The organism is Isoptericola sp. NPDC060185 (assembly GCF_042728595.1).
Classification (GTDB): domain Bacteria; phylum Actinomycetota; class Actinomycetes; order Actinomycetales; family Cellulomonadaceae; genus Isoptericola.
On record NZ_JBHWYY010000008.1, the window covers coordinates 34,708 to 54,106 of the forward strand.

Annotated in this window: 21 protein-coding genes; 8 read left to right on the top strand and 13 right to left on the bottom strand. The window is 74.9% G+C overall.

What is annotated here, in order from left to right; all coding sequences use genetic code 11:
• Nucleotides 1-12: 12 nt before the first annotated feature.
• Complete coding sequence (locus ACFWDO_RS05025; RefSeq protein ID WP_380315936.1) at nt 13-1,581, bottom strand: MFS transporter; 1,569 nt, start codon at nt 1,579-1,581, stop codon at nt 13-15.
• Between the two features lie 103 nt (nt 1,582-1,684).
• Between ACFWDO_RS05025 and ACFWDO_RS05030 the strand changes: the two genes are divergently transcribed.
• Complete coding sequence (locus ACFWDO_RS05030; protein WP_380315933.1) at nt 1,685-2,236, top strand: TetR/AcrR family transcriptional regulator; 552 nt, start codon at nt 1,685-1,687, stop codon at nt 2,234-2,236.
• A 7-nt stretch (nt 2,237-2,243) separates the two neighbouring features.
• Here ACFWDO_RS05030 and ACFWDO_RS05035 read toward each other — a convergent pair whose 3' ends face one another.
• Together ACFWDO_RS05035 and ACFWDO_RS05040 are read right to left on the bottom strand one after the other, a co-directional pair.
• A complete protein-coding gene (locus tag ACFWDO_RS05035) occupies nt 2,244-3,188 on the bottom strand; it encodes a Ku protein (RefSeq protein WP_380315930.1) in 945 nt (314 codons plus the stop codon).
• 120 nt (nt 3,189-3,308) lie between these two features.
• Nucleotides 3,309-3,530, bottom strand: a complete 222-nt coding sequence (locus tag ACFWDO_RS05040) for an SCO4848 family membrane protein (RefSeq protein WP_380315927.1) — start codon at nt 3,528-3,530, stop codon at nt 3,309-3,311.
• A gap of 144 nt (nt 3,531-3,674) precedes the next feature.
• On the opposite strand from ACFWDO_RS05040, the gene ACFWDO_RS05045 reads away from it, so the two are divergent.
• A complete protein-coding gene (locus ACFWDO_RS05045; protein WP_380315924.1) occupies nt 3,675-4,388 on the top strand; it encodes a hypothetical protein in 714 nt (237 codons plus the stop codon).
• A 37-nt stretch (nt 4,389-4,425) separates the two neighbouring features.
• Here ACFWDO_RS05045 and ACFWDO_RS05050 read toward each other — a convergent pair whose 3' ends face one another.
• From ACFWDO_RS05050 to ACFWDO_RS05075, 6 genes are read right to left on the bottom strand one after another with little or no spacing between them, the layout of a single operon-like run.
• On the bottom strand, nt 4,426-4,707 hold the full coding sequence (locus ACFWDO_RS05050; RefSeq protein ID WP_380315921.1) for a glutaredoxin family protein: 282 nt from the start codon (nt 4,705-4,707) through the stop codon (nt 4,426-4,428).
• A gap of 38 nt (nt 4,708-4,745) precedes the next feature.
• Nucleotides 4,746-5,522: an SDR family NAD(P)-dependent oxidoreductase gene (locus ACFWDO_RS05055; protein WP_380315918.1), complete on the bottom strand. Its 777-nt coding sequence runs from the start codon at nt 5,520-5,522 to the stop codon at nt 4,746-4,748.
• Nucleotides 5,523-5,569: 47 nt separating this feature from the next.
• Nucleotides 5,570-6,256: a response regulator gene (locus ACFWDO_RS05060; RefSeq protein WP_380315915.1), complete on the bottom strand. Its 687-nt coding sequence runs from the start codon at nt 6,254-6,256 to the stop codon at nt 5,570-5,572.
• A gap of 14 nt (nt 6,257-6,270) precedes the next feature.
• Nucleotides 6,271-7,470 carry a sensor histidine kinase gene (locus ACFWDO_RS05065; RefSeq protein WP_380315911.1) on the bottom strand — a complete coding sequence of 400 codons (1,200 nt, stop codon included), beginning with the start codon at nt 7,468-7,470 and terminating at the stop codon, nt 6,271-6,273.
• 10 nt (nt 7,471-7,480) lie between these two features.
• Nucleotides 7,481-8,254 carry a hypothetical protein gene (locus ACFWDO_RS05070; RefSeq protein WP_380315908.1) on the bottom strand — a complete coding sequence of 258 codons (774 nt, stop codon included), beginning with the start codon at nt 8,252-8,254 and terminating at the stop codon, nt 7,481-7,483.
• Nucleotides 8,254-9,180, bottom strand: coding sequence for an ABC transporter ATP-binding protein (locus ACFWDO_RS05075; protein WP_380315905.1), 927 nt, complete (start codon nt 9,178-9,180; stop codon nt 8,254-8,256). Before ACFWDO_RS05075 ends, ACFWDO_RS05070 begins: the two co-directional genes overlap by 1 nt.
• Before the next feature lie 115 nt (nt 9,181-9,295).
• On the opposite strand from ACFWDO_RS05075, the gene ACFWDO_RS05080 reads away from it, so the two are divergent.
• The 4 genes from ACFWDO_RS05080 (at nt 9,296) to ACFWDO_RS05095 (ending at nt 14,453) form a co-directional block, all read left to right on the top strand.
• Nucleotides 9,296-9,715: a VOC family protein gene (locus ACFWDO_RS05080; RefSeq protein WP_380315902.1), complete on the top strand. Its 420-nt coding sequence runs from the start codon at nt 9,296-9,298 to the stop codon at nt 9,713-9,715.
• 34 nt (nt 9,716-9,749) lie between these two features.
• Entirely contained in the window at nt 9,750-10,334 is a 585-nt protein-coding gene (locus ACFWDO_RS05085; RefSeq protein ID WP_380315899.1) for a DUF402 domain-containing protein, read from the top strand.
• 84 nt (nt 10,335-10,418) lie between these two features.
• Nucleotides 10,419-11,792, top strand: a complete 1,374-nt coding sequence (locus tag ACFWDO_RS05090) for a DUF1254 domain-containing protein (protein WP_380315896.1) — start codon at nt 10,419-10,421, stop codon at nt 11,790-11,792.
• A 60-nt stretch (nt 11,793-11,852) separates the two neighbouring features.
• Complete coding sequence (locus ACFWDO_RS05095; protein WP_380315893.1) at nt 11,853-14,453, top strand: ATP-dependent DNA ligase; 2,601 nt, start codon at nt 11,853-11,855, stop codon at nt 14,451-14,453.
• 16 nt (nt 14,454-14,469) lie between these two features.
• Here ACFWDO_RS05095 and ACFWDO_RS05100 read toward each other — a convergent pair whose 3' ends face one another.
• From ACFWDO_RS05100 to ACFWDO_RS05110, 3 genes are all read right to left on the bottom strand, one after another.
• Nucleotides 14,470-15,099, bottom strand: coding sequence for a response regulator (locus ACFWDO_RS05100; RefSeq protein WP_380315890.1), 630 nt, complete (start codon nt 15,097-15,099; stop codon nt 14,470-14,472).
• Nucleotides 15,096-16,280 carry a sensor histidine kinase gene (locus tag ACFWDO_RS05105; protein ID WP_380315887.1) on the bottom strand — a complete coding sequence of 395 codons (1,185 nt, stop codon included), beginning with the start codon at nt 16,278-16,280 and terminating at the stop codon, nt 15,096-15,098. The genes ACFWDO_RS05100 and ACFWDO_RS05105 overlap by 4 nt, the downstream gene beginning before the upstream one ends.
• A gap of 117 nt (nt 16,281-16,397) precedes the next feature.
• The gene (locus tag ACFWDO_RS05110) at nt 16,398-17,042 is read right to left on the bottom strand and encodes a GntR family transcriptional regulator (RefSeq protein WP_380315884.1); all 645 of its coding nucleotides are present in this window, start codon (nt 17,040-17,042) and stop codon (nt 16,398-16,400) included.
• 83 nt (nt 17,043-17,125) lie between these two features.
• Here ACFWDO_RS05110 and ACFWDO_RS05115 point away from each other — a divergent pair, with 83 nt between their 5' ends.
• Nucleotides 17,126-18,346, top strand: coding sequence for an amidohydrolase (locus tag ACFWDO_RS05115; protein WP_380346822.1), 1,221 nt, complete (start codon nt 17,126-17,128; stop codon nt 18,344-18,346).
• Between the two features lie 19 nt (nt 18,347-18,365).
• Here ACFWDO_RS05115 and ACFWDO_RS05120 read toward each other — a convergent pair whose 3' ends face one another.
• Nucleotides 18,366-18,980 (bottom strand): isochorismatase family protein, encoded by a 615-nt coding sequence (locus tag ACFWDO_RS05120; RefSeq protein WP_380314734.1) that lies wholly within the window; start codon nt 18,978-18,980, stop codon nt 18,366-18,368.
• Between the two features lie 125 nt (nt 18,981-19,105).
• Here ACFWDO_RS05120 and ACFWDO_RS05125 point away from each other — a divergent pair.
• Nucleotides 19,106-19,399, top strand: a 294-nt coding sequence (locus ACFWDO_RS05125) for a DJ-1/PfpI family protein (RefSeq protein ID WP_380346824.1), incomplete at its 3' end; no start/stop codon positions are given.

Sequence of the window (19,399 nt, forward strand, 5' to 3'; positions counted from 1 at the left end):
CGTGCCCGCAGGTCAGGACCGCTCGTCGCGCAGCGTGGTCAGGGCGATCCCCGCCGCGACGAGGACCGCGACGAAGCCGATCACGGACGTGACGACCACGCCGCTGCCGAACGCCGCGTGGGCGGAGTCGAGCAGGGCCTGCGCCTGCCCGGCGGGCAGGTCGGCCGCGACGCTCGTGGCACCGCCGAGGGTCTCGGCCGCCGCCGCGGCGTCGGCCGCGGGCAAGCCCGCCGGCACCACGACGTGGGAGTGGTACGACCCGGTGAGGATCCCGCCGAGGACGGCGGTGCCCAGCACGGCGCCGACCTCGTACGCCGTCTCGGAGATGGCCGAGGCCGCGCCCGCCTTCGCCGCGGGCACGGTCGAGACGATGAGGTCGTTCGACACGGTCTCGGCCGAGCCGACGCCGATCGCGAGGACGACGAACGCGAGACCGAGCCAGACCGACTCGCCGCGCCCGGCGACGAGCGCCGTGACCAGGTAGCCCACGGCCGACATCGCGAGGCCGGCGGCGACCACGTGCGACGGGCGCACCCGGCGCACGACCTTCACCACGGCGAGGCCCGCGACGACCATCGCGACGGTGCCCGGCAGCAGCACCATGCCCGCCTGCACCGGCGACAGGCCGATGACGAGCTGCAGGTCCTGCGAGACGAAGAACAGGAAGCCGACCAGCGAGAACACCGACAGCAGGTTGACCAGCACGCTGCCGGTGAACGCCGGGACGGCGAACAGCCGCACGTCGAGCATGGGGTCCGGGCGCCGCAGCTGGCGGCGCACGAACAGCACGCCCATGAGCAGGCCGACGGCGATCGCCGCGAGGCCCAGCGAGGGCAGCCCGCCCTTGGCGAGGGTCTTGATGCCGAACACGACCGGGGTCATGGCGGCCATCACGAGGACGATCGAGACCGGGTCGAGGCGACCTGGGGCGGGGTCGCGCGACTCGGGCACGAAGATCGGCGCGAGCACGAGCAGCAGCGCCAGCACGGGCACCGCGAGGAGGAACACGGAGCCCCACCAGAAATGCTCGAGCAGCAGGCCGCCGACGATCGGGCCCACGGCCGAGCCCGCGGCGAAGCCGGCGGCCCAGATCGCGATGGCGAGGCGGCGCTCGTCGCGGTCGGTGAAGACGTTGCGCAGCAGCGACAGCGTGGACGGCATGAGCATCGCGCCGAAGAAGCCGAGGCCGGCGCGGGCGGCGATCAGCGCGCCCGCGGTGGGCGCGAACGCCGCGACCGCGGACACGGCGGCGAAGCCGACGGCCCCGATGAGGAGCAGCCGGCGGCGGCCGACGCGGTCCGCGACCGACCCCATCGGCACGAGCAGGCCGGCGAGGACGAGGGGGTACACGTCGACGATCCACAGCAGCTGCGTGCCGCCGGGGGCCAGGGCCTCCGAGATCTGCGGGAGGGCGAAGCTGAGGACCGTGTTGTCGATCGAGACGAGGAGCACCGGCAGCATCAGCACGGCGAGGGCCGCCCAGCGTCGCCCGGCGGTCTGCAGACCGTGGGGGCGCGCGGGGAGGGTGGGGCGTCGCGCGGCGGAAGGGGCGCGGTGCGTCGTCACCTGGGTGGAGACCATGAGGTGCCTTTCACACACTGCGGGACGGCCGGGGCGACATGGTGATGCCGAACTTCCGTACCGTCCAGCCGGTACAGTAACACCCCGCCACTAGGCTGTCGACATGCCGCCTCCCCCCGCCGCCCGAGCCAAGGTCCTGCGCGCGTTCGCCGAGCTCCTCGTCGAGTCCGGGGAGCGGTCCGCGACCCTCGAGGCCGTCGCCGAGCGGGCCGGCGTCTCCAAGGGCGGCCTGCTCTACCACTTCCCCTCCAAGGACGCGCTCGTCGACGGCCTCCTCGACCACCTGGGCGTCCTCACGGCCGCCGACGTCGAGGCCATGCGCACCGCGCCCGAGGGCGCCTCGGACTACCTGCTGCGCACCTCGACCGTCATCGGCGGCGAGTTCGAGGTCGTCTACCTCGCGGCCTCGCGCGTGGCGCAGGGCGCCTCGCCCCGCGCCCGCGCCGTCCTCGACGACGCCCAGGCCGCCTGGACGGCGGCCGTCCGCGACGAGCTCGGCGACCCCGTGCTCGCCCAGGCCGTCTCCCTCATGGGCGAGGGCCTGTACGCCCTGGCGTCGGTCGGCGCGAGCGGCCCCACCGACCAGGAGATCGACGACCTGCTGACTCTCGTGCGCGAGGTCGCCGCCGCGCGCGGCGCGGACGACAGGACCTGAGCCGGGCTCAGCCCGTCTTCCGCTCCGCCGTCTTCGCCGCCGGCTTCTTCGCCGGGCTCTTCTTCGCCGGGGCCTTCGTCGCGGCGGCCCGCTTCGCCGCCGGCTTCTTCGCCGGGGCCTTCTTCGCGGGAGCCTTCTTCGCCGGCGCCTCGTCCTTCGACGCCTTCCCGCCCTTCGTGCCGGAGACGCTCCGGCGCAGGGCCTCCATGAGGTCGATGACGTCGGCGTCCTCCTTCTCCGGCTGCTCGCCGAAGGTCTCGGAGGTGTCGAGCGCCTCGCCCTGCTCGATCTTGGCGTCGATGAGCTGGCGCAGCTGCACCTGGTACTCGTCCTCGTAGTCCTCCGGAGCGAAGTCGGCCTCGTAGCTCTGCACGAGCTGGCCCGACATCGCCAGCTCCTTGTCCGAGACGGTCACGGACCCGTCGAGCGACGGGAACGCCGCCTCACGCACCTCGTCGGCCCACAGCAGCGTCTGGATCACCAGCACCTCGTCGCGCACCCGCATCGCGGCGAGCCGGGTGCGCTGGCGCAGCGCGAACTTCACGATGGCGGTGCGGTCCGTCTCCTCGAGCGTGCGGCGCAGCAGCACGTACGCCTTCGGGCTCTTCGAGTCCGGCTCGAGGTAGTAGGTGCGGTCCAGCATGATCGGGTCGATCTGGTCGCTCGGGACGAACTCGACCACCTCGATCTCGCGGTTCGCCTCCGCCGGCAGCGCCCCGAGATCCTGCTTGGTGAGCACCACCGTGCGCTCGCCGTCGTCGTAGGCGCGGTCGATGTGCTGGTAGGCCACCTCCTCGCCGTCCAGCTCGCACACGCGCCGGTAGCGGATGCGCCCGCCGTCCGCGTCGTGCACCTGGTGCAGCGGCACGTCGTGGTCCTCGGTCGCGCTGTACAGCTTGACCGGCACGTTGACCAGGCCGAAGGTCACCGCACCCTTCCAGATCGCCCTCATGTGACCATCGTCACGCGAGCGGGCGGACCGCGCCAGGGCGCGCCGTCGCAGGCCCGCGGGTGCCGGGGGGCGCGCCTCCGTCGACACGCTCGAGCGCCGCGACGACGACGCCGACCGACGTCAGCCGACCAGGCCGAGCACCCCCACGACGCCGACCAGCACGGCGAGCAGCATCGAGACGCCCACCAGCACGGCGTGCACGGTGAAGAAGCGGGTGGGGCGGCCGGCGTCGTCGCGGGCCCGCGGGTCCTTGGTCACCCGCCGCCAGAACGAGGGCCACACCAGGAGGTTCCACACGGCGGCGACGAGCAGGACGAGCGACCAGACGACGGGGAGATCCACCCGACGAGTATCCGGCATCGCGGCGGGTGAAACTGCCGCGTCCCGGACCCCGGCAGGGGAGTTCCCCGATTCAGCGTCCGCCGCCGAGGGATGTGCTGATCGCCATGTGCCGATGTCCCAGGCACCACACCTCGGGAGGACGTCATGGACGGCGAGAACAGCAGGGTGGAGCAGCTCGAGAGGCACGTCGGCGAGCTCAGGCGCGACCTGGACCGCACGCAGCAGCGCGGACGACGCCAGCACTGGCTCGTGCTGGGCGCCGTCGTCGCCCTGGCGACCACGGCGAACGTCGCACCGGCCCTCGCCGACGGCTCCGACGGCGGGACCGGCGGCGGGACCGGCGGCGGGACCGGCGGCCAGGCCTCGACGAGGATCGCGCCCTCCGTGGCGGCCGGCTCCATCACGACGTCGAAGATCCGCAACGGCGCCGTGACCACGCCCAAGCTGCACGACGGCGCGGTGATCAGCCGCAAGGTCGCGAACGGCTCGCTCACCGGGGCGGACGTCAAGAACGGGTCCCTCACCGGGACCGACGTCAGGAACGGCAGCATCGGGGCGAGCGACCTCGCCGGCTCGGTGATCCGACCGAAGGCCGTCGGGCGCGTCAGCGAGCAAGGTGCCGAGCTCCTGGTGCGACCGTCGACGATCGAGGTGGAGCACCCGGCGACCGGGTTCTACTGCCTCGACATCCCCGGCGTGGACGCAGCCACCTCGCTCATCACGGTCAACACGCGCGCCGGCGAGTACAACAACCTCTGGCGCCCTGGCGGCGCCTACTGCGCGCCGGACGAGTTCGAGGTCATCACCTACGTCAGCGCGAGCTACATCAACGCGGAGTTCACCTTCGTCGTCTACTGACGAACACCAGCCCCGGCGGGACGGGCCTCCGGACCGGTCAGAGCCCGACGGCGTCGAGCTTCGCGCTGAGCTCGGCGTCGGTGGGCTCGACGAAGAACTCGCCGTCGGGGAACACCACGACGGGGATGTTCTTGCGGCCGCTGATCGCCTCGGCGTCGTCGGCCCGCGTGGGGTCCGCGACGAGGTCGACGTTCACGTACTCCACGCCGCGGGTGTCGAGCACGCGCTTGGCGCGGCGGCAGTCGCCGCACCACTGCGCCCCGTACATCGTGAGGGTCGCGGGGCGGCGCAGGTCGTCGGTCGTGGTGGTGTCCGTCATGGCGCACACGATACCCCCACGGGGTTAGTGCTCGGGTGTCAGTGCACCGAGAATCCGCCGTCGACGTGGATCGACTGCCCCGTCACGTACGCGGACGCGCCGCTCGCGAGGAAGACGGCCGCACCGGCGAAGTCCTCGGCCAGGCCGTTGCGCCCCACCATCGTGCGTGCCGCGAGCGCCTCGACCCGCGCCGGGTCGGACTGCAGCCGCGCGTTCAGGGGCGTGAGGACGAATCCGGGCACGAGCGTGTTCGCGGTGACGCCGCGGCTCGACCACGCCTCGGCCTGCGAGCGCGCCAGTGACTCCAGCCCGCCCTTCGACACCCCGTAGACGCCCGACTGCACGAACGCGCGGTGCGCCTGCTGCGACGAGACATGGATCAGTCGGCCGAAGCCGCGCTCCGCCATGGCGGGCCCGAAGCGCTGCCCCAGCAGGTGGGGCGCCTCGAGGTTGACGGCCATGGTCGCGTCCCAGGTGGCGTCGTCCGTCTCGCCCAGCGGCGGGCGCAGGTTGATGCCCGCGGAGCTGACCACGACGTCCGGCTCGCCGAAGACGGCGGCCGCCTCCTCGGCCGCGGCGCGCACGCCGGCGCGGGTGCCCAGGTCGGCGCTCACGCGGTCGGCGGTGCAGCCGTCGGCGCGCAGCTCGGCGACCGTGTCGTCCAGCTCCGGCTCCCTGCGGGCCACGACCACGACCTGCGCACCCGCCCGCGCCAGCGCCCCCGCGATCGCCCGGCCGATGCCGGAGCTGCCGCCGGTCACCAGGGCGACCCGGCCGTCGAGGGAGAACAGGGAGGCGAGGTAGGAGTCCGGCACGCGGGCCACTCTGCCATCCCTGGTCGCGGGTCGGCGCACGCCGTGCCTCAGCCCTCCGCCGCGGCCGACGTCCACAGGAGCCACGCGAGCTCGACCCGGTTGCGCACGCCCGCACGGTCGATCGCCGCGCTCACGTAGGCCTTGACCGTGGACTCCGCCAGGTGCAGCCGTAGCGCGATCTCCGCGTTGGTGGCGCCCTCCGCGAGCGCCGTGACGACGTCACGTTCGCGCGGGGTCAGGGCGGCGAGCCGTCGTGCGGCGTCCTCGCCGGCCTGGCGCCTCGCCCGGCCACGCCGGAGCTCGGCGGCAGCCATGTGCGCGACGCCGGGCGAGAGGTAGGTCTCCCCGTCGGACCGTCCGTGGACGGCACGCAGCAGGTCGTGGGGGTCGCCCGACTTGAGGAGGAACCCGTCCACGCCCAGCTCGATGGCGTCACGGACGTACTCGGACTCCCCGAAGCTGGTCAGGATCAGCACCCGCGGGCCGTCCCGTCGGGCCCGGAGCCGGCGGAGGGTGGCGATGCCGTCCAGGACCGGCATGCGCACGTCCAGGACGACGACCTCCGCGGCCCAGCGGTCGAGCAGCGCCAGCGCCCCTCGGCCGTCGCCCGCCTCGCCGACGACGGAGACGCTCGCGTCGCTGGCCAGGATCTCGCGCAGGGTCTGCCGGACCCGGGGGTCGTCGTCGACGATCGCGACCCGGACGGCGCGGGCCCCGGCAGCAGCGGCGGTCACAGGAGTCAGAGGGGTCACAGGAGCGGCATCTCGCTCAGGTCGGTCACGCGCACGACGGCCCCACCGGCCGTGCACACCTCGAGCGTGGCCATCGCGAGGGGCACGTTGCCGTCGGTGTACTGCCGGCAGTCCCACCCGGGCCCGGGTCCCGGCGCGCGGGCGAGCCTGACCGGGGCCTCCCGTACGGGAAGGCGGTCCGCCGCCTCGGCGGCGGGCATGCCGACCCGGAGGGCGGCCGCGTCCACCGGTTCGACGGTGGCGTCGTGCGACGCCCACGCCCAGTAGCCGACCCCGCCCAGCAGCACCAGGACCGCGGGAAGCACGAGCGGACCGACCAGCGCCGCGAAGGGCCGGCGTGCGCCGGCACCGGCGCGGACGGCCTCGGGAGCGGCTGCGGGCTCCGGCTCGAGCGTGGCGCGCATCGGCAACCGCGCCTCGACGCGGTGCCCGTCCCCGTGCGTGGACACCTGCCAGGCTCCGCCGATCGCCTCGACCCGGCGGCGCAGGGACTCGAGGCCACGACCCTCTCGCTCGTCGCGGGCGGGCGAGGGACCGCCGGAGCCGTGCGTCCGGACCTCGAGGGTCACCGTGTCGCCCGCGCCCCGGACCGCGACGGTCACCGCATCGCCGGGTGCGTGCCTCGCGGCGTTCGTCAGGGCTTCGCGCACCACCCGGTGCGCGGTGACGCGCGTCGACACCGAGGCCCGGGCGAGCGCGTCCGGGTCGCCGTCGAGGTGCACGTCCGCGCCCGCGCGGCGGAACCGCTCGACCACCGCGGCGACGTCGGCCTCGGCCGGGTCGGCCCAGGGCGTGCGGTGCAGCGTGGCCACCGTCTCGTGCAGCATCACGACCGCGCGCTCGGCGTCGCTGCGCACCTGGCCGGCGAGCAGCGACTCGTCCCCGGTGGTGCGGAGCTGCAGCAGGGCGGCGCGCATCCCGATCACGCTCAGCTCGTGGCCGACGAGGTCGTGCACCTCGTCGGCGAGCTGCCGCCGTTCGGCGACGCGCCGCGCCGTCTCCTGCTCGCGCCGGTAGCGGTCGCGGAGGTCGCGGTAGCGGACCACGACGTACAGGCCCGTCCCGCCCACCAGCAGGGCGAGCTCGCCGAACGCGAGCAGGATCCAGCTCCGGGACTGCCAGGCCAAGGCGCCCACGACCACCTGGGCCGCGACCAGGAGCACCGGCCACCAGCGTGCTGCACCCGAGCGAGCCATGGGGACGAGGTTAGGCGTCACGCCGCTCGACGCTCACCACGGCCGCGCCGACGCTCGCGACGACCCAGGCGAGAAGCACCAGCAGGGCCGCCCACCGGGCGTACGGGTCACCGGTGCCGGAGACGAGCGCACCGCCCGCCACCCCCGGGAACACCTTGCCCGTCGCCACGGGGGCCGCCAGGGTGAGGACCAGCAGCACGAAGGCCGCGCTCAGCGCGGCCACCCCGCTCCGCGTGAGGAACCCGAGGGCCACGGCCACCATCGCCGCGCACGCGAACACGCCCGCCGTCACGACAGCCGCCTCCGCCGCCGGGACCGTGGCCCGTGGCGCGTCGCCCAGGGCGAGCCCCGTCGCCGCGAGGCACAGCGGGCCGGTCAGCAGGCCGGTGAGCCCGCCGAGGAGCCCCGCGACGGCGGCCTTGGTGAGCACCACCACCCACCGGCGTGGGTGGGACAGGAACGTGGTGGCGATCTGACCGCTGGCGTACTCGGGCGTCACGAGCTGGAGGGCCGCCAGCACGACGACCATCTGCGCGAACGCGGCGGACGACGCCAGGACCTCCGCGACGGGCACCAGGGTGCCGGCGGGGATCTCCCCGGTCTGCATCGCGCGGACCTGGTCGTTCGCCAGGGTGAACGACGTCGCCACGGCGAGCAGCACCGCCCCCGCGAGGCAGGCGGCCGGCGCGCGCACCGACCACGCCTTCCCCCATTCCGAGCGGACCAGGGCGACCACGCCCGACGACGTGGCGCCCACCTCGACGGTGGCGTTCCCCCCGGACATCAGCAGGCCTCCACGCTGGCGACCTGCTGACCCCGGTCGCCGACCAGCGTCAGGTACCCCGCCTCGAGGTCCGACGTCTCCCGCGCCAGGTGCAGCACCGTGAGCTCGGCGCCGCGGGCCGCGAGCCCCACCTCCCGTTCGGTCGCGCCGGTGACCCTCCACGCCTCGTCGTCGCCCTGGTCGTCGACGGGCCGGATCGTGGCGTCGGGCAGCAGCGCCCGCAGCCGGTCGCCGGCGCCGTGCTCCGCCGTCCGCAGGACCACCTCGTCGCGAGCCCGGCCCGCGAGCTCGGCCACCGTCGTGTCGGCGAGCAGCCGCCCGCCGCCGAGCACGACGACCCGGTCCGCCACCAGCTGGACCTCGCTCATCAGGTGGCTGGAGATCAGCACGGTGCGTCCCTGGTCGGCGAGCAGCCGCAACAGCTCCCGGATCCACCGGACGCCGTCGGTGTCCAACCCGTTGACGGGCTCGTCCAGGACGAGGGCCGCCGGATCGCCCAGCAGCGCCCCGGCGAGACCCAGGCGCTGCCCCATGCCCAGGGAGAAGCCGCCCGCAGCGCGGTGCGCGACGTCGGCGAGCCCGGTCAGCTCCAGCACCTCGTCGACCCGCGCCCGTGGGATGCCGTGGGTCTGCGCCACGCTCGTCAGGTGGGCCCGTGCCGACCGCCGACGGTGCACCGGGCGGCCGCCCAGGTGGGTGCCGAGCACCCGCAGCGGCCACCTGAGGTCCCGGTAGCGGTGACCGGCCACGGTCGCGGACCCTCCAGAGGGACGGTCGAGGCCTACCAGCAGCCGCATGAGCGTCGACTTGCCCGCCCCGTTGGGCCCGAGCAGCCCCGTCACCGTCCCCTCCTCCGCGCCGAACGAGACGTGGTCCAGGGCCGTCACCGGCCCATAGCGTTTGCTGATCTCTGCGAACTGAAGCATGGGCACCACGATGACGAGCCCGCCCGGGCGCCCGGTACCGCCGAAAGTACGGAGCTCCGGTCGGCCCCGGTCGTGGGGCCGCTCGTGCGCCCCTGGTGTCGTCTACGGTCGGACCGTGGACGACACCAGGGCCGGCGACGAGGTCGGCGAGATCACCGGGGTCCAGGTCAACCTCTTCTGCTCCGACGTCGAGCGGTGCGCGCTCTTCTTCGAGGCGCTCGGGATGCGGCGGGCCTTCCGGTACCCGCCCACGGGCACGCCGTCGAAGGTCGAGGTCGAGGGCGCGGGGGTCCGTGTCGGCTTCGACGCCCTCGACGTCGCGAACGAGATCGCCGACCTGGGCGTCGTGGCCCCGCAGTCGCGGTCCGAGGAGGTCGCCGTGTGGGTGACGGACGTCGACGCGCTGCACTCCCGTGCCGTCGCCGCCGGCGGGCGCTCGCTGCGGGCGCCGATGGACGGCCCGGACGGCCGGCTCCGGTATGCGTGGGTGCTCGATCCCGAGGGTCACCAGGTCAGGCTGCTGCAGGAGCGGTAGACGCCGACGCCCCCGGCGCCGATAGCCTCGGGCGATGGCAGACGACGAGGTCCGTGTGGTGTGGCGCAAGTTCGACGGGGGCCTGCACTGGCGCCACCCGATGACACGACTGGGCGAGGACGAGTTCGGCGTGTGGCTGGGGGCCACGGCCGGCACGGTCTACCGCCGGGGCGAGCCGGGTCAGGAGACCGCGGTCCTGGCGGTCGAGGACGACCGGGTGCTGCTCGTCCCCCGCGACGCCTGGTGGACCGCCGAGTTCCAGGCGGACCCCGCGCACCTGGACGCGTACTGCGACGTCGCGACGCCGGCGACGTGGACGCACCACGCCGCGTCGCCGGACGAGGTGACCATGGTCGACCTGGACCTCGACGTGTGCCGCGTCCGCGGCGACATGTCCGTCTTCGTCGACGACGAGGACGAGTTCGCGGAGCACCAGGTGCGGTACGGCTACCCGGCCGACGTGATCGAGAAGGCGGAGGCGGCCGCCGCGTGGCTGGCCGTGGCCCTGCGCGACGGCGTCGAGCCGTTCGGCAGCCACTACCGCACGTGGCTCGACCGGCTCGACCAGGTCGACCGGCCCACCACGGCCGCCGAGACCGGGGACCTGCGGCCCGCGTGACGTCCAGGGCTCACCAGGCGCCAGGGCGAGGCCGCCGCTACTGTCGCTGACGTCGACATCGCGACACTCCGAGAGGCGGCAGTCATGGCAGACGGGCAGACGTTGGCGCAGGCCAGCGGCAGGACGTACCCCCACCCGCAGTGGGTGGAGACCACCTCCCGGCTGGCCTACGTGTGGGCGTACCCGATGGTCAACATGGCCGCTCGGCGTGACCGCCTCAGCGCCGCCCCCGAACCCGGCCGGCTGGGGGGCGTGCTGCCCGCGTCGCCGACGGGTCAGGTCGCCATGCTGAACGACTACATCGACCCGGGGCAGACGTTCATCGCGTGCCCGAACCAGGACGTCGTGTACGGGCTCGGGTACTTCTCCCTCGACGAGCAGCCCGTCGTCGTGCAGGTACCGGACTTCGGCGGGCGCTTCTTCGTGTACGCGTTCTACGACGCCCGCACGGACCAGTTCGGCCAGGTCGGCTCGATGTACGGCAGCGCGCCGGGCCACTACCTCCTGGTCGGGCCCTCCTGGGACGGGTCGGTGCCGGACGGGATCGTCGAGGTGATCCGCTGCCCCACCACCCTCGCGAACGCCATCCCGCGGATCTTCATGGACGACACCGCCGAGGACCGTGCCGCGCTCCAGCCCCTGGTCGACCAGGTGACGGTCTACCCGCTGTCCGAGTTCACGGGCGGGTGGCGCACCAAGGACTGGTCCGACGTCCCGACCTTCCCCGCCGGCGCGGGCAACGGCGGCGAGGAGACCAAGTGGGTCCGGCCGGAGACGTTCTTCGACGAGCTGCCGAAGGTGCTGAGCACCATCCCGCCCCTGCCGGGCGAGGAGGCCCTGTACGGACAGTTCACCGCCCTGCTGGAGGCGCGCGGCCGGTACGAGGACGTGCGCGCGGCCTCCGACGCCGCGGTCCGGGACGCGGACGACACCCTCATCAAGGGGTTCATGCGCTGGGAGTACAACGGAACCCCCGAGGCGCACGGCTGGAACCGTTCGCAGCACAACTCGCAGTGGGGCCTCGACTACTACAACCGCGCCGCGACCGCCCGGTCGAACATGTTCGAGAACCGCCCCCCGGAGACCCAGTACTTCTACACGGACACCGACTCCGACGGCGGCGACCTGCACGGCGCCCAGCCCTACGTGGTCACGTTCGCCGCCGGGCAGCTGCCGCCCGTGGACGGATTCTGGTCGCTCACGCTGTACAACGCCGCGCACTTTTTCTTCCCCAACGACCTGCGCCGATATTCCCTCGGCACCAAGAACAAGAGCCTGGTGCACGGCGACGACGGCTCGCTCACCCTGTACGTGGGCGCCGCCAGCCCCGGCGGGGACCACGAGGCGAACTGGCTGCCGGCGCCCGACGGGCCGTTCTCGCTCTACCTCCGCGCCTACGGCGGTCAGGAGCCGGTGCGCGACGGCTCGTGGACCCCGCCGGCGATCCGTCGAGCCTGAGGTTCGCCGCAGCACCACGCCCGAGGCGCGCACACCGGGACCTCGCGCGACGATGGCGCCATGGCACGCGTGTCGTCGAGCAAGCCCCAGACGGTCACCGTCGAGGGTCGCCGCCTGCAACTGACGAACCTGGAGAAGGTGTACTACCCCGCCACGGGGACGACGAAGGGCGAGGTGCTGGCGTACCTGGCGCAGGTGGCACCGGCGCTGCTGCGGCACGCGGCGTACCGGCCGGCGACGCGCAAGCGGTGGCCGGACGGCGTCGCGGGGCAGATGTTCTTCCAGAAGAACCTGGACGCGTCGACGCCGTCGTGGGTGCCGCGCCACGCCATCCGGCACCGCACGTCGACCAACGACTACGTGCTGGTCAACGACCTGGCCACGCTCACCTGGCTGGGGCAGACGGCGACGCTGGAGATCCATGTGCCGCAGTGGCGGTTCGGGCGCACGGGAGCGCCGATGCCCCCGGACCGGCTGGTGCTCGACCTCGACCCGGGGCCCGGCGCGGGCCTGGCCGAGTGCGCGGAGGTGGCGCGCCTGGCGCGCGACATCCTGCGCGGCATGGACCTCGACCCGCTGCCGGTGACCAGCGGCTCCAAGGGCATCCACCTGTACGCCGCCCTGACCGGCCAGGACGACTCGCTGACCACGGACGCGGTGTCCGCCGTCGCGCACGAGCTGGCGCGCCACCTGGAGTCGGAGCACCCCGACCTCGTGGTCAGCGACATGAAGAAGTCGCTGCGCGCGGGCAAGGTGCTCGTGGACTGGTCGCAGAACAACGGGGCCAAGACGACGATCGCGCCGTACTCGCTGCGCGGCCGCGACGAGCCCACGGTCGCCGCTCCGCGCACCTGGGACGAGCTCGACGACCCGGGCCTGCGCCAGCTGTCGTTCACGGAGGTGCTGGAGCGGCTGGAGCGCGACGGCGACCTCCTGGAACCACTGGCCGCCGGGCACCTCGCCCAGCTCGAGCCCACGGCGGAGCGCATGGCGACGTTCGAGCGCACCCCGGCCGAGAGGCTCGAGACCTACCGCGCCAAGCGCGACCCGGACAGGACCCCGGAGCCGTTCGGGCCCGAGGCGCCGGGCGAGCGCGAGGGCGCCCCGACGTTCGTCATCCAGGAGCACCACGCGCGCCGCCTGCACTGGGACTTCCGCCTCGAGCACGAGGGCGTGCTGGTGAGCTGGGCGCTGCCCAAGGGTGAGCCCACCGACCCGGCGCAGAACCACCTCGCGGTCCAGACGGAGGACCACCCCCTGGAGTACGGGTCGTTCGAGGGCACCATCCCCGCGGGCGAGTACGGCGGCGGCGAGGTGACGATCTGGGACGCCGGCACATACGACCTGGAGAAGTGGCGCGAGGGCGAGGTGATCGCCACCCTGCACAGCGACCGTCGCGGCTCGCGGCGCCTCGCCCTCATCCGCACCGGGGGGCGCGGCGGCGACGACCAGAACTCCTGGCTGATCCACCGCACCAAGGCCCAGCCGGGCGACGAGGAGGGCGGCGAGGATAACGAGGAGACCGCCCCCGCGCCGCGGGCCGGGCGGAGCGAGCGGGCCGAGAGGGGCGCGCCGGCGGAGCACGACGCGCCGGCCGAGGCGCCGCGCCCGATGCTCGCGACGACGGCGCCGCCGGGCGAGCTGGCCCGGCTCGACCCGGACGACTGGGCGTTCGAGGTGAAGTGGGACGGCTTCCGCGCGGTCGTGGAGGTGCTCCCCGGCCCGGACGACGAAGGACGCTCGGTGCGGCTGACGTCGCGCTCGGGACAGGACCTCACGGTGACGTTCCCCGAGCTGCGGGCGGTCGCCGACATGGTCTCCGACGACGACCTGCCCCTGGTGCTGGACGGCGAGATCGTCGCCCTCGACGCGGACGGGCGCCCGTCGTTCCGCCGCCTGCAGCAGCGCGCCAACCTCACCCGGCCGCGCGACGTCGAGAAGGCGCGCCGCGCGGTCGGCGTCGACCTGGTCCTGTTCGACGTCCTCGTCGTCGGCGGGCGCGCGATGACCGACCGGCCGTACGCCGAGCGGCGCGCGGAGCTGGCGCGCGTCGTGACGCCGCGCCGCCCGGTGCACATGCCGGACGCCCTCGACGGCACGCTCGACGAGGCGCTGGAGACCAGCCGCCTCATGCGGCTCGAGGGCGTGGTCGCCAAGCGGCGCCGGTCGCCGTACACGCCGGGCCGCCGCTCGCGCGACTGGCTCAAGATCAAGCACGCCCGCACCCAGGAGGTGGTCGTGGTCGGCTGGCGCCCCCTGCACGCGGGCACCGGCCGCGAGGACGCGCGCGTGGCAGGGTCGCTGCTGCTGGCGGTGCCGGGCGACGACGGCGTGCTCCGCTACGTGGGCAAGGTCGGCACCGGCTTCAAGGAGGCCGACCGGAGGGAGGTCGTGCGGCGCCTGCGGGCCGTGGACGACGCGCCGCTCGACGGCGTGCCCCGCGCCGAGGCGGTGCACGCGCGCTGGGCGGCACCCGAGCGGGTGGCCGAGGTGACCTACGGCGACTGGACGAGCGACCCGGCGGACCTGGGCGCGGCGGGCGACAGGGCTGGCGACGGGGCCGGCGACGGGACCGACCACGAAGGCCCGCGGCTGCGGCACTCCGTGTGGCGCGGGTGGCGCGACGACAAGCGGCCCGCGGACGTGCGCGTCGAGGGCTGAGCCCGGCGGCGACGCCTCAGCGCACCGTCTGCCCGCGCAGCGCGTGCGCGACGGCGGCCGCCCGCGACTCGACGCCGAGCTTGGCGTACACGTGGGCGAGGTGCGTCTTGACGGTCGCCTCGGAGATGAACAGCCGCCGCCCGAGCTCCCGGTTGCTCAGCCCCTGGGCCAGGAGCGTGAGCAGCTCCGCCTCGCGCGGCGTGAGCGCGCTGCCGGGGTTCTGGGCCTGCTGCAGCAGGCGGGACGCGACGGGCGGGGACAGCACGCTGCGCCCGACGACGGCGCCGCGCACGGCCGCGAAGATCTCGGCGGGCGGGGCGTCCTTGAGCACGTAGCCGATGGCGCCGGCGTCGACGACGCGCACCACGTCCGCGTCGGTGTCGTAGGCGCTGAACACGAGCACGGGCACGTCCGGGTGGGCGGCGCGGATGCGACGGGTGGCGGCCACGCCGTCCTCGGCCGCGCCGAGCTCGAGGTCCATGACGACGACCGCGGGGCTCAGCCGGCCGACGGCGTCGAGCGCCTCATCGGCGGTGCCGGCCTCCCCGACCACGCTGATGTCGGGCTGCGAGTCGAGCAGGGCGCGCAGCCCGGCGCGGACCACGTGGTGGTCGTCGACGAGCAGCACGGTGATCGGGTCGCTCATGCGTCCTCCTGGCTCGTCGGACCGGTCCGGGGGCCCGCCGACGTCGTGCGCGGCGCGGGAAGCTGCACCCCGACGACGGTGCCGTCGCCGGGCGCGCTCTCCACGGTGATCGTGCCACCGAGCTGCTCCACCCGCTGGCGCATGGCCCGCAGGCCGAACCCGCCCTGCCGTCCCGATCCCGCGGCGGCCGCGCGCGAGGCCACGGCGTCGACGTCGAAGCCGCACCCGTCGTCGAACACGTCCAGCGCGACGGCGTCGGGCAGGTAGGTGAGGGTCAGCCCGAGCCGTGCCGGGCCCGCGTGCCGGTGCACGTTCGCCACGGCGCTCTGGGCGATGCGCGCGAGCGCGTGCGCCACCTCCGGCCCGACGGGCACGGGCTCACCCACCACGGTGAGCTCGGCGTCGGGCACGTGGCGCCGCGCGGCCGTGCGGATGGCGGCCTCGACGTCCGCGGGCGCGACCCCGCCGGTCGCCGGGGACGGGTCGACGAGGTCGTGCACGAGGTCGCGCGTCTGGCCGAGGGAGGCCCGCACGGCGACGGCGGCCTGCCGCGCGTCGTCGCGGGCGGCGTCGGGGTCGACGTCCCAGCGCTGGTCGGCGGCCTCCAGCCTCAGCACCGCGGAGGACAGCGACTGCGCCACCGTGTCGTGGATCTCGCGCGCCACGCGCTCCCGCTCCGCGAGCACCGCGACCTCCCGCTGCAGCCGCACGCGCTCGCCCGCCTGCCGCACGATGGCGTCGTAGGCGAGGCTCAGCAGCACCGCCACGACGAGCGGCGCGACGGCCGCGGCCCAGTCGCTGCGGCCCGACAGGTCGAAGAGCGCGACGCCGGTGACGACCGCGACACCCCCGACCAGCACGTGCGCGGCGGGCACCCGCACCAGGCTGCGGCACACGAAGAACAGCGGGATCGCCGACCAGGCAAAGCTCGGCGCGACGAGCACCAGCGCGGCCCAGGCCACCAGCAGCACGCCCAGCACGGCGTCGACGACGAGGCGCCACGCGGCCGGCCGCCGCGCGAGCACTACCAGCGCCGCGTACGCGGCGGCCACCGCCAGGAGGAGCGCGACCACCAGCCACCAGCGGCCGTCCAGGCCGTGGTTGGTGAGGTAGCGCGCCGCCGACGTCGCGACGAGCGCGGCGAAGGCGAGGTGCACCCCGCGGGTGAGTGATCCGGGCACGGTCAGCCACGCTAGCCCGGCGGCGGCGGTCCGCACCTCATCCGTTCGGACGACCCCGCGCGCCCCGGAGGCCCGATGCGCCACGGACACGACCGCCGCGAGGGTGGCCGCATGACCTCAGGCGCGACGCTCCGTGGCCGCGCTGCGGCTGGTGCCCAGGTGCTCGGCCGCCAGCCGGGCCGCGGCCTCCTCGTCTCCGGCGCGGACGGCGTCCAGGAGGGCGCGGTGCTCGTCGGCCATGGCCGCGAGGTCGGTGTGCTGACCGAGCAGCCAGCGCACGCGGCTGGCCGTCACCACGTGCAGCTCGGCGAGGACCGGGTTGCCCGCGGCGTCCACGACCCGCTCGTGGAAGTCGGCCGCCGCCCGCCGCGCGGCGGGCGCGTCGCCGGCCCGTGCGGCCGCGTCCTCGCGCTCCCACGCCTCGGCGAGCGCGGCGAGCTGCGCCTCGGTGCGGCGCCGCGCGGCGAGCCGGAACTGCAGCGGCTCGGTCGCCTCCCGCACCTCCTGCAGCTGGGCGACGTCGACGTCCGTGAACTCTCGCACGACGGCCCACGTCCGCGGCCGCGGGGTCACGAGCCCCTCGGACACGAGGGTGCGGAGCGCGTCGCGCACCGGGATGCGGCTCACGCCCAGTTCGGCGGCCAGGTCGCGCTCGACGAGCCGGCTGCCCGGCTCCCGCGTGCCGTCGACGATCTGCTCGCGGACGGCCCGCGCCACCCGGACGGACTCGGGCTCGAAGACCGCGGCGTGCTCGGAGGACATGCGCTCATCCTGCCAGCCCGCCCCGGAGGCAAATGGCATACCATTCCGTGGCGACCCTGCCGCCCCGCCGAGGAGGAACCCCGATGACCAGCTCCCCCACCACCGTCTCCGTGCTGCGCGACGTGCGGCCCTGGGGCGGCGAGCGCTCCGACCTGCACGTGGCGGACGGCGTGATCACCGCCGTCGCGCCGCACGACGCGGCGGCGCCCGCCGCAGGCGCCGCCGGCTCCGACGGGGTGGTCGACGGGGGCGGGCTGCTCGCGCTGCCCGGCCTGGTCAACGCGCACGCACACGTCGACAAGTCGTGGTGGGGCAAGCCGTGGGTGAGCTACGGCGGCGAGGGCGGCACGCAGGGCCGCATCGCGCACGAGCGGGCGCACCGCGACGAGCTCGGCATCCCCGGCGTGGACGTCACGCTGGCCGTGCTGCGCGAGTCCGTGCGCACGGGCACGACGGCGGTGCGCACGCACGTCGACGTCGACCTCGGCGTCGGGCTGCGCGGCATCGAGGTGGTGCGGGAGGCCGTCGCCGCGCTGGGCGGCGCGGTGCACGCGGAGATCGTGGCCTTCCCGCAGGACGGCGTGCTGCGCCGCCCGGGCGTCCTGGAGCTGCTGGACGAGGCGGCCGCCGCGGGCGCCGAGCACATCGGCGGCCTGGACCCCGCGTCGATCGACCGCGACCCGGTGGGCCAGCTCGACGGCCTGTTCGCGATCGCCGAGAAGCGCGGCGTCGGCATCGACGTCCACCTGCACGACGGCGGCGACCTCGGCGCGTTCCAGATCGAGCTGATGATCGACCGCACCCTGCGGGCGGGCCTGCAGGGCAGGGTCAACGTGGCGCACGGCTTCGCCGTCGGCCAGCTCGCCGGGTCGCGCCAGGCGGACCTGATCGCCGCGATGGGCGAGGCGGGCATCACCATGACCACGGTCGCGCCGATCGGCGCCGCGCCCCTGCCGCTGCTGGCGCTGCGCGCCGCGGGCGTGCCGGTGGGTCTCGGCACCGACGGCATCCGCGACCTGTGGTCCCCGTACGGCACCGGCGACCTGCTGGCCCTCACCACGCAGCTCGCCCGCCTGTCGGGGCTGCGCTACGACGAGGACCTCGTCACCGCCGCGCGCGTCGCCTCGGCCGACGCGGCGCGGTTCGTGGGCCGCGAGGTGCACGACCTCGTCGTGGGCGCGCCCGCCGACGTCGTGCTCGTCGACGCCGAGAACGTGCCGGACGCCGTCGTCCGCGCGCCGCGGCGCGCCCTCGTCGTCGCGGGCGGCCGGGTGGTGGCCCGCCACGACGAGGTGCTGGTCTGACGCCCGGCGCCGGTCGACCTCAGGCGGCCGCGGCCTCGCCCGTGAGGTCGTCGGCCGTGGCCACGACCACCCCGTAGAGGTCCGCGACGGTGGCGAGAGCCCCCCGGTGCAGCTGCGCCGCGCGGGCCTCGCCGGCCGCGCTCGCCAGGGGACGCGTCGCGCACGCCGCAGCCACGACGGTGGGCCGCAGCCCGCGCAGGAACGCGCCCTGGGCGGTGAACGTCACGCACATGTGGGTCATGAAACCGACCACCACGACGTCGTCGTGGCCGGCCGCGGCGACGAGGTCGCCCAGCTCGGTGCGGACGAACGAGTCCGGCGCGGTCTTGGTCACGACGGCCTCGCCGGGCTCCGGTGCGACGCGCGGGTGGATCTGCCCGAGCTCGTCGTCCAGGTCGTAGGGCGACCCGGCGCCGCCGTCGTGGCGCACGTGGATCACCGTGGCGCCGGCCGCGCGGGCGCGGGCCAGCAGGTCGGCGGCGGCGTCGAGCGCCGGCTCCCAGCCGTCGAGCTCCAGCACGCCACGCGTGTAGGTGTTCTGGTAGTCGACCAGGATCAGGGTCGACCCGGCGAGCGACGCGGGGGTCTGGTCCAGGCCGGAGAGGTCGCGCAGCGTCGTGCTCGTGCTGGTCATGGGGGTCCTTTCGCGAGCGGGCGGGGCGCCGTGCGGCGCCGCCCCTCCACGCTACGAAGCCGCTATCGTGTCGGCAATGTCGTACAACCTGCAGATCCGGACATCGTGATGGGGGCGTCGTCGTGATGGCGCGGCTCGTCGTGGTCACCCTGTTCGAGGGCGTGGACCTGCTCGACGTCACCGGGCCGGCCGAGGTCTTCGCGCTCCTGGCGCGGGAGCTCGACGGACCGACGGGGTACGAGGTGCTGCTCGCCGCCGAGACCGTCGACCCCGTGCGCACGTCCGCGGGCGTCCGCGTGCTGCCCGACGCCACCTTCGACGACCTCGCCGGGCGGCGGGTCGACACCCTCGTCGTGGGGGGGGGGGGCGCCCGGGGGGGGGGCGCCCCGCCCCGCGGGCGGCGCGGCCCCCCCCCCGGG

Excerpts from the sequence above, each read along its gene's own strand:
- ACFWDO_RS05085 (WP_380315899.1), top strand. The coding sequence starts at position 9,750 with ATGGCAGACGACGAGGTCCGTGTGGTGTGGCGCAAGTTCGACGGGGGC.
- ACFWDO_RS05095 (WP_380315893.1), top strand. The coding sequence starts at position 11,853 with ATGGCACGCGTGTCGTCGAGCAAGCCCCAGACGGTCACCGTCGAGGGT.
- ACFWDO_RS05090 (WP_380315896.1), top strand. The coding sequence starts at position 10,419 with ATGGCAGACGGGCAGACGTTGGCGCAGGCCAGCGGCAGGACGTACCCC.
- ACFWDO_RS05100 (WP_380315890.1), bottom strand. The coding sequence starts at position 15,099 with ATGAGCGACCCGATCACCGTGCTGCTCGTCGACGACCACCACGTGGTC.
- ACFWDO_RS05110 (WP_380315884.1), bottom strand. The coding sequence starts at position 17,042 with ATGTCCTCCGAGCACGCCGCGGTCTTCGAGCCCGAGTCCGTCCGGGTG.
- ACFWDO_RS05075 (WP_380315905.1), bottom strand. The coding sequence starts at position 9,180 with ATGCTTCAGTTCGCAGAGATCAGCAAACGCTATGGGCCGGTGACGGCC.
- ACFWDO_RS05120 (WP_380314734.1), bottom strand. The coding sequence starts at position 18,980 with ATGACCAGCACGAGCACGACGCTGCGCGACCTCTCCGGCCTGGACCAG.
- ACFWDO_RS05050 (WP_380315921.1), bottom strand. The coding sequence starts at position 4,707 with ATGACGGACACCACCACGACCGACGACCTGCGCCGCCCCGCGACCCTC.
- ACFWDO_RS05115 (WP_380346822.1), top strand. The coding sequence starts at position 17,126 with ATGACCAGCTCCCCCACCACCGTCTCCGTGCTGCGCGACGTGCGGCCC.
- ACFWDO_RS05045 (WP_380315924.1), top strand. The coding sequence starts at position 3,675 with ATGGACGGCGAGAACAGCAGGGTGGAGCAGCTCGAGAGGCACGTCGGC.
- ACFWDO_RS05025 (WP_380315936.1), bottom strand. The coding sequence starts at position 1,581 with ATGGTCTCCACCCAGGTGACGACGCACCGCGCCCCTTCCGCCGCGCGA.
- ACFWDO_RS05035 (WP_380315930.1), bottom strand. The coding sequence starts at position 3,188 with ATGAGGGCGATCTGGAAGGGTGCGGTGACCTTCGGCCTGGTCAACGTG.
- ACFWDO_RS05030 (WP_380315933.1), top strand. The coding sequence starts at position 1,685 with ATGCCGCCTCCCCCCGCCGCCCGAGCCAAGGTCCTGCGCGCGTTCGCC.
- ACFWDO_RS05070 (WP_380315908.1), bottom strand. The coding sequence starts at position 8,254 with ATGTCCGGGGGGAACGCCACCGTCGAGGTGGGCGCCACGTCGTCGGGC.
- ACFWDO_RS05065 (WP_380315911.1), bottom strand. The coding sequence starts at position 7,470 with ATGGCTCGCTCGGGTGCAGCACGCTGGTGGCCGGTGCTCCTGGTCGCG.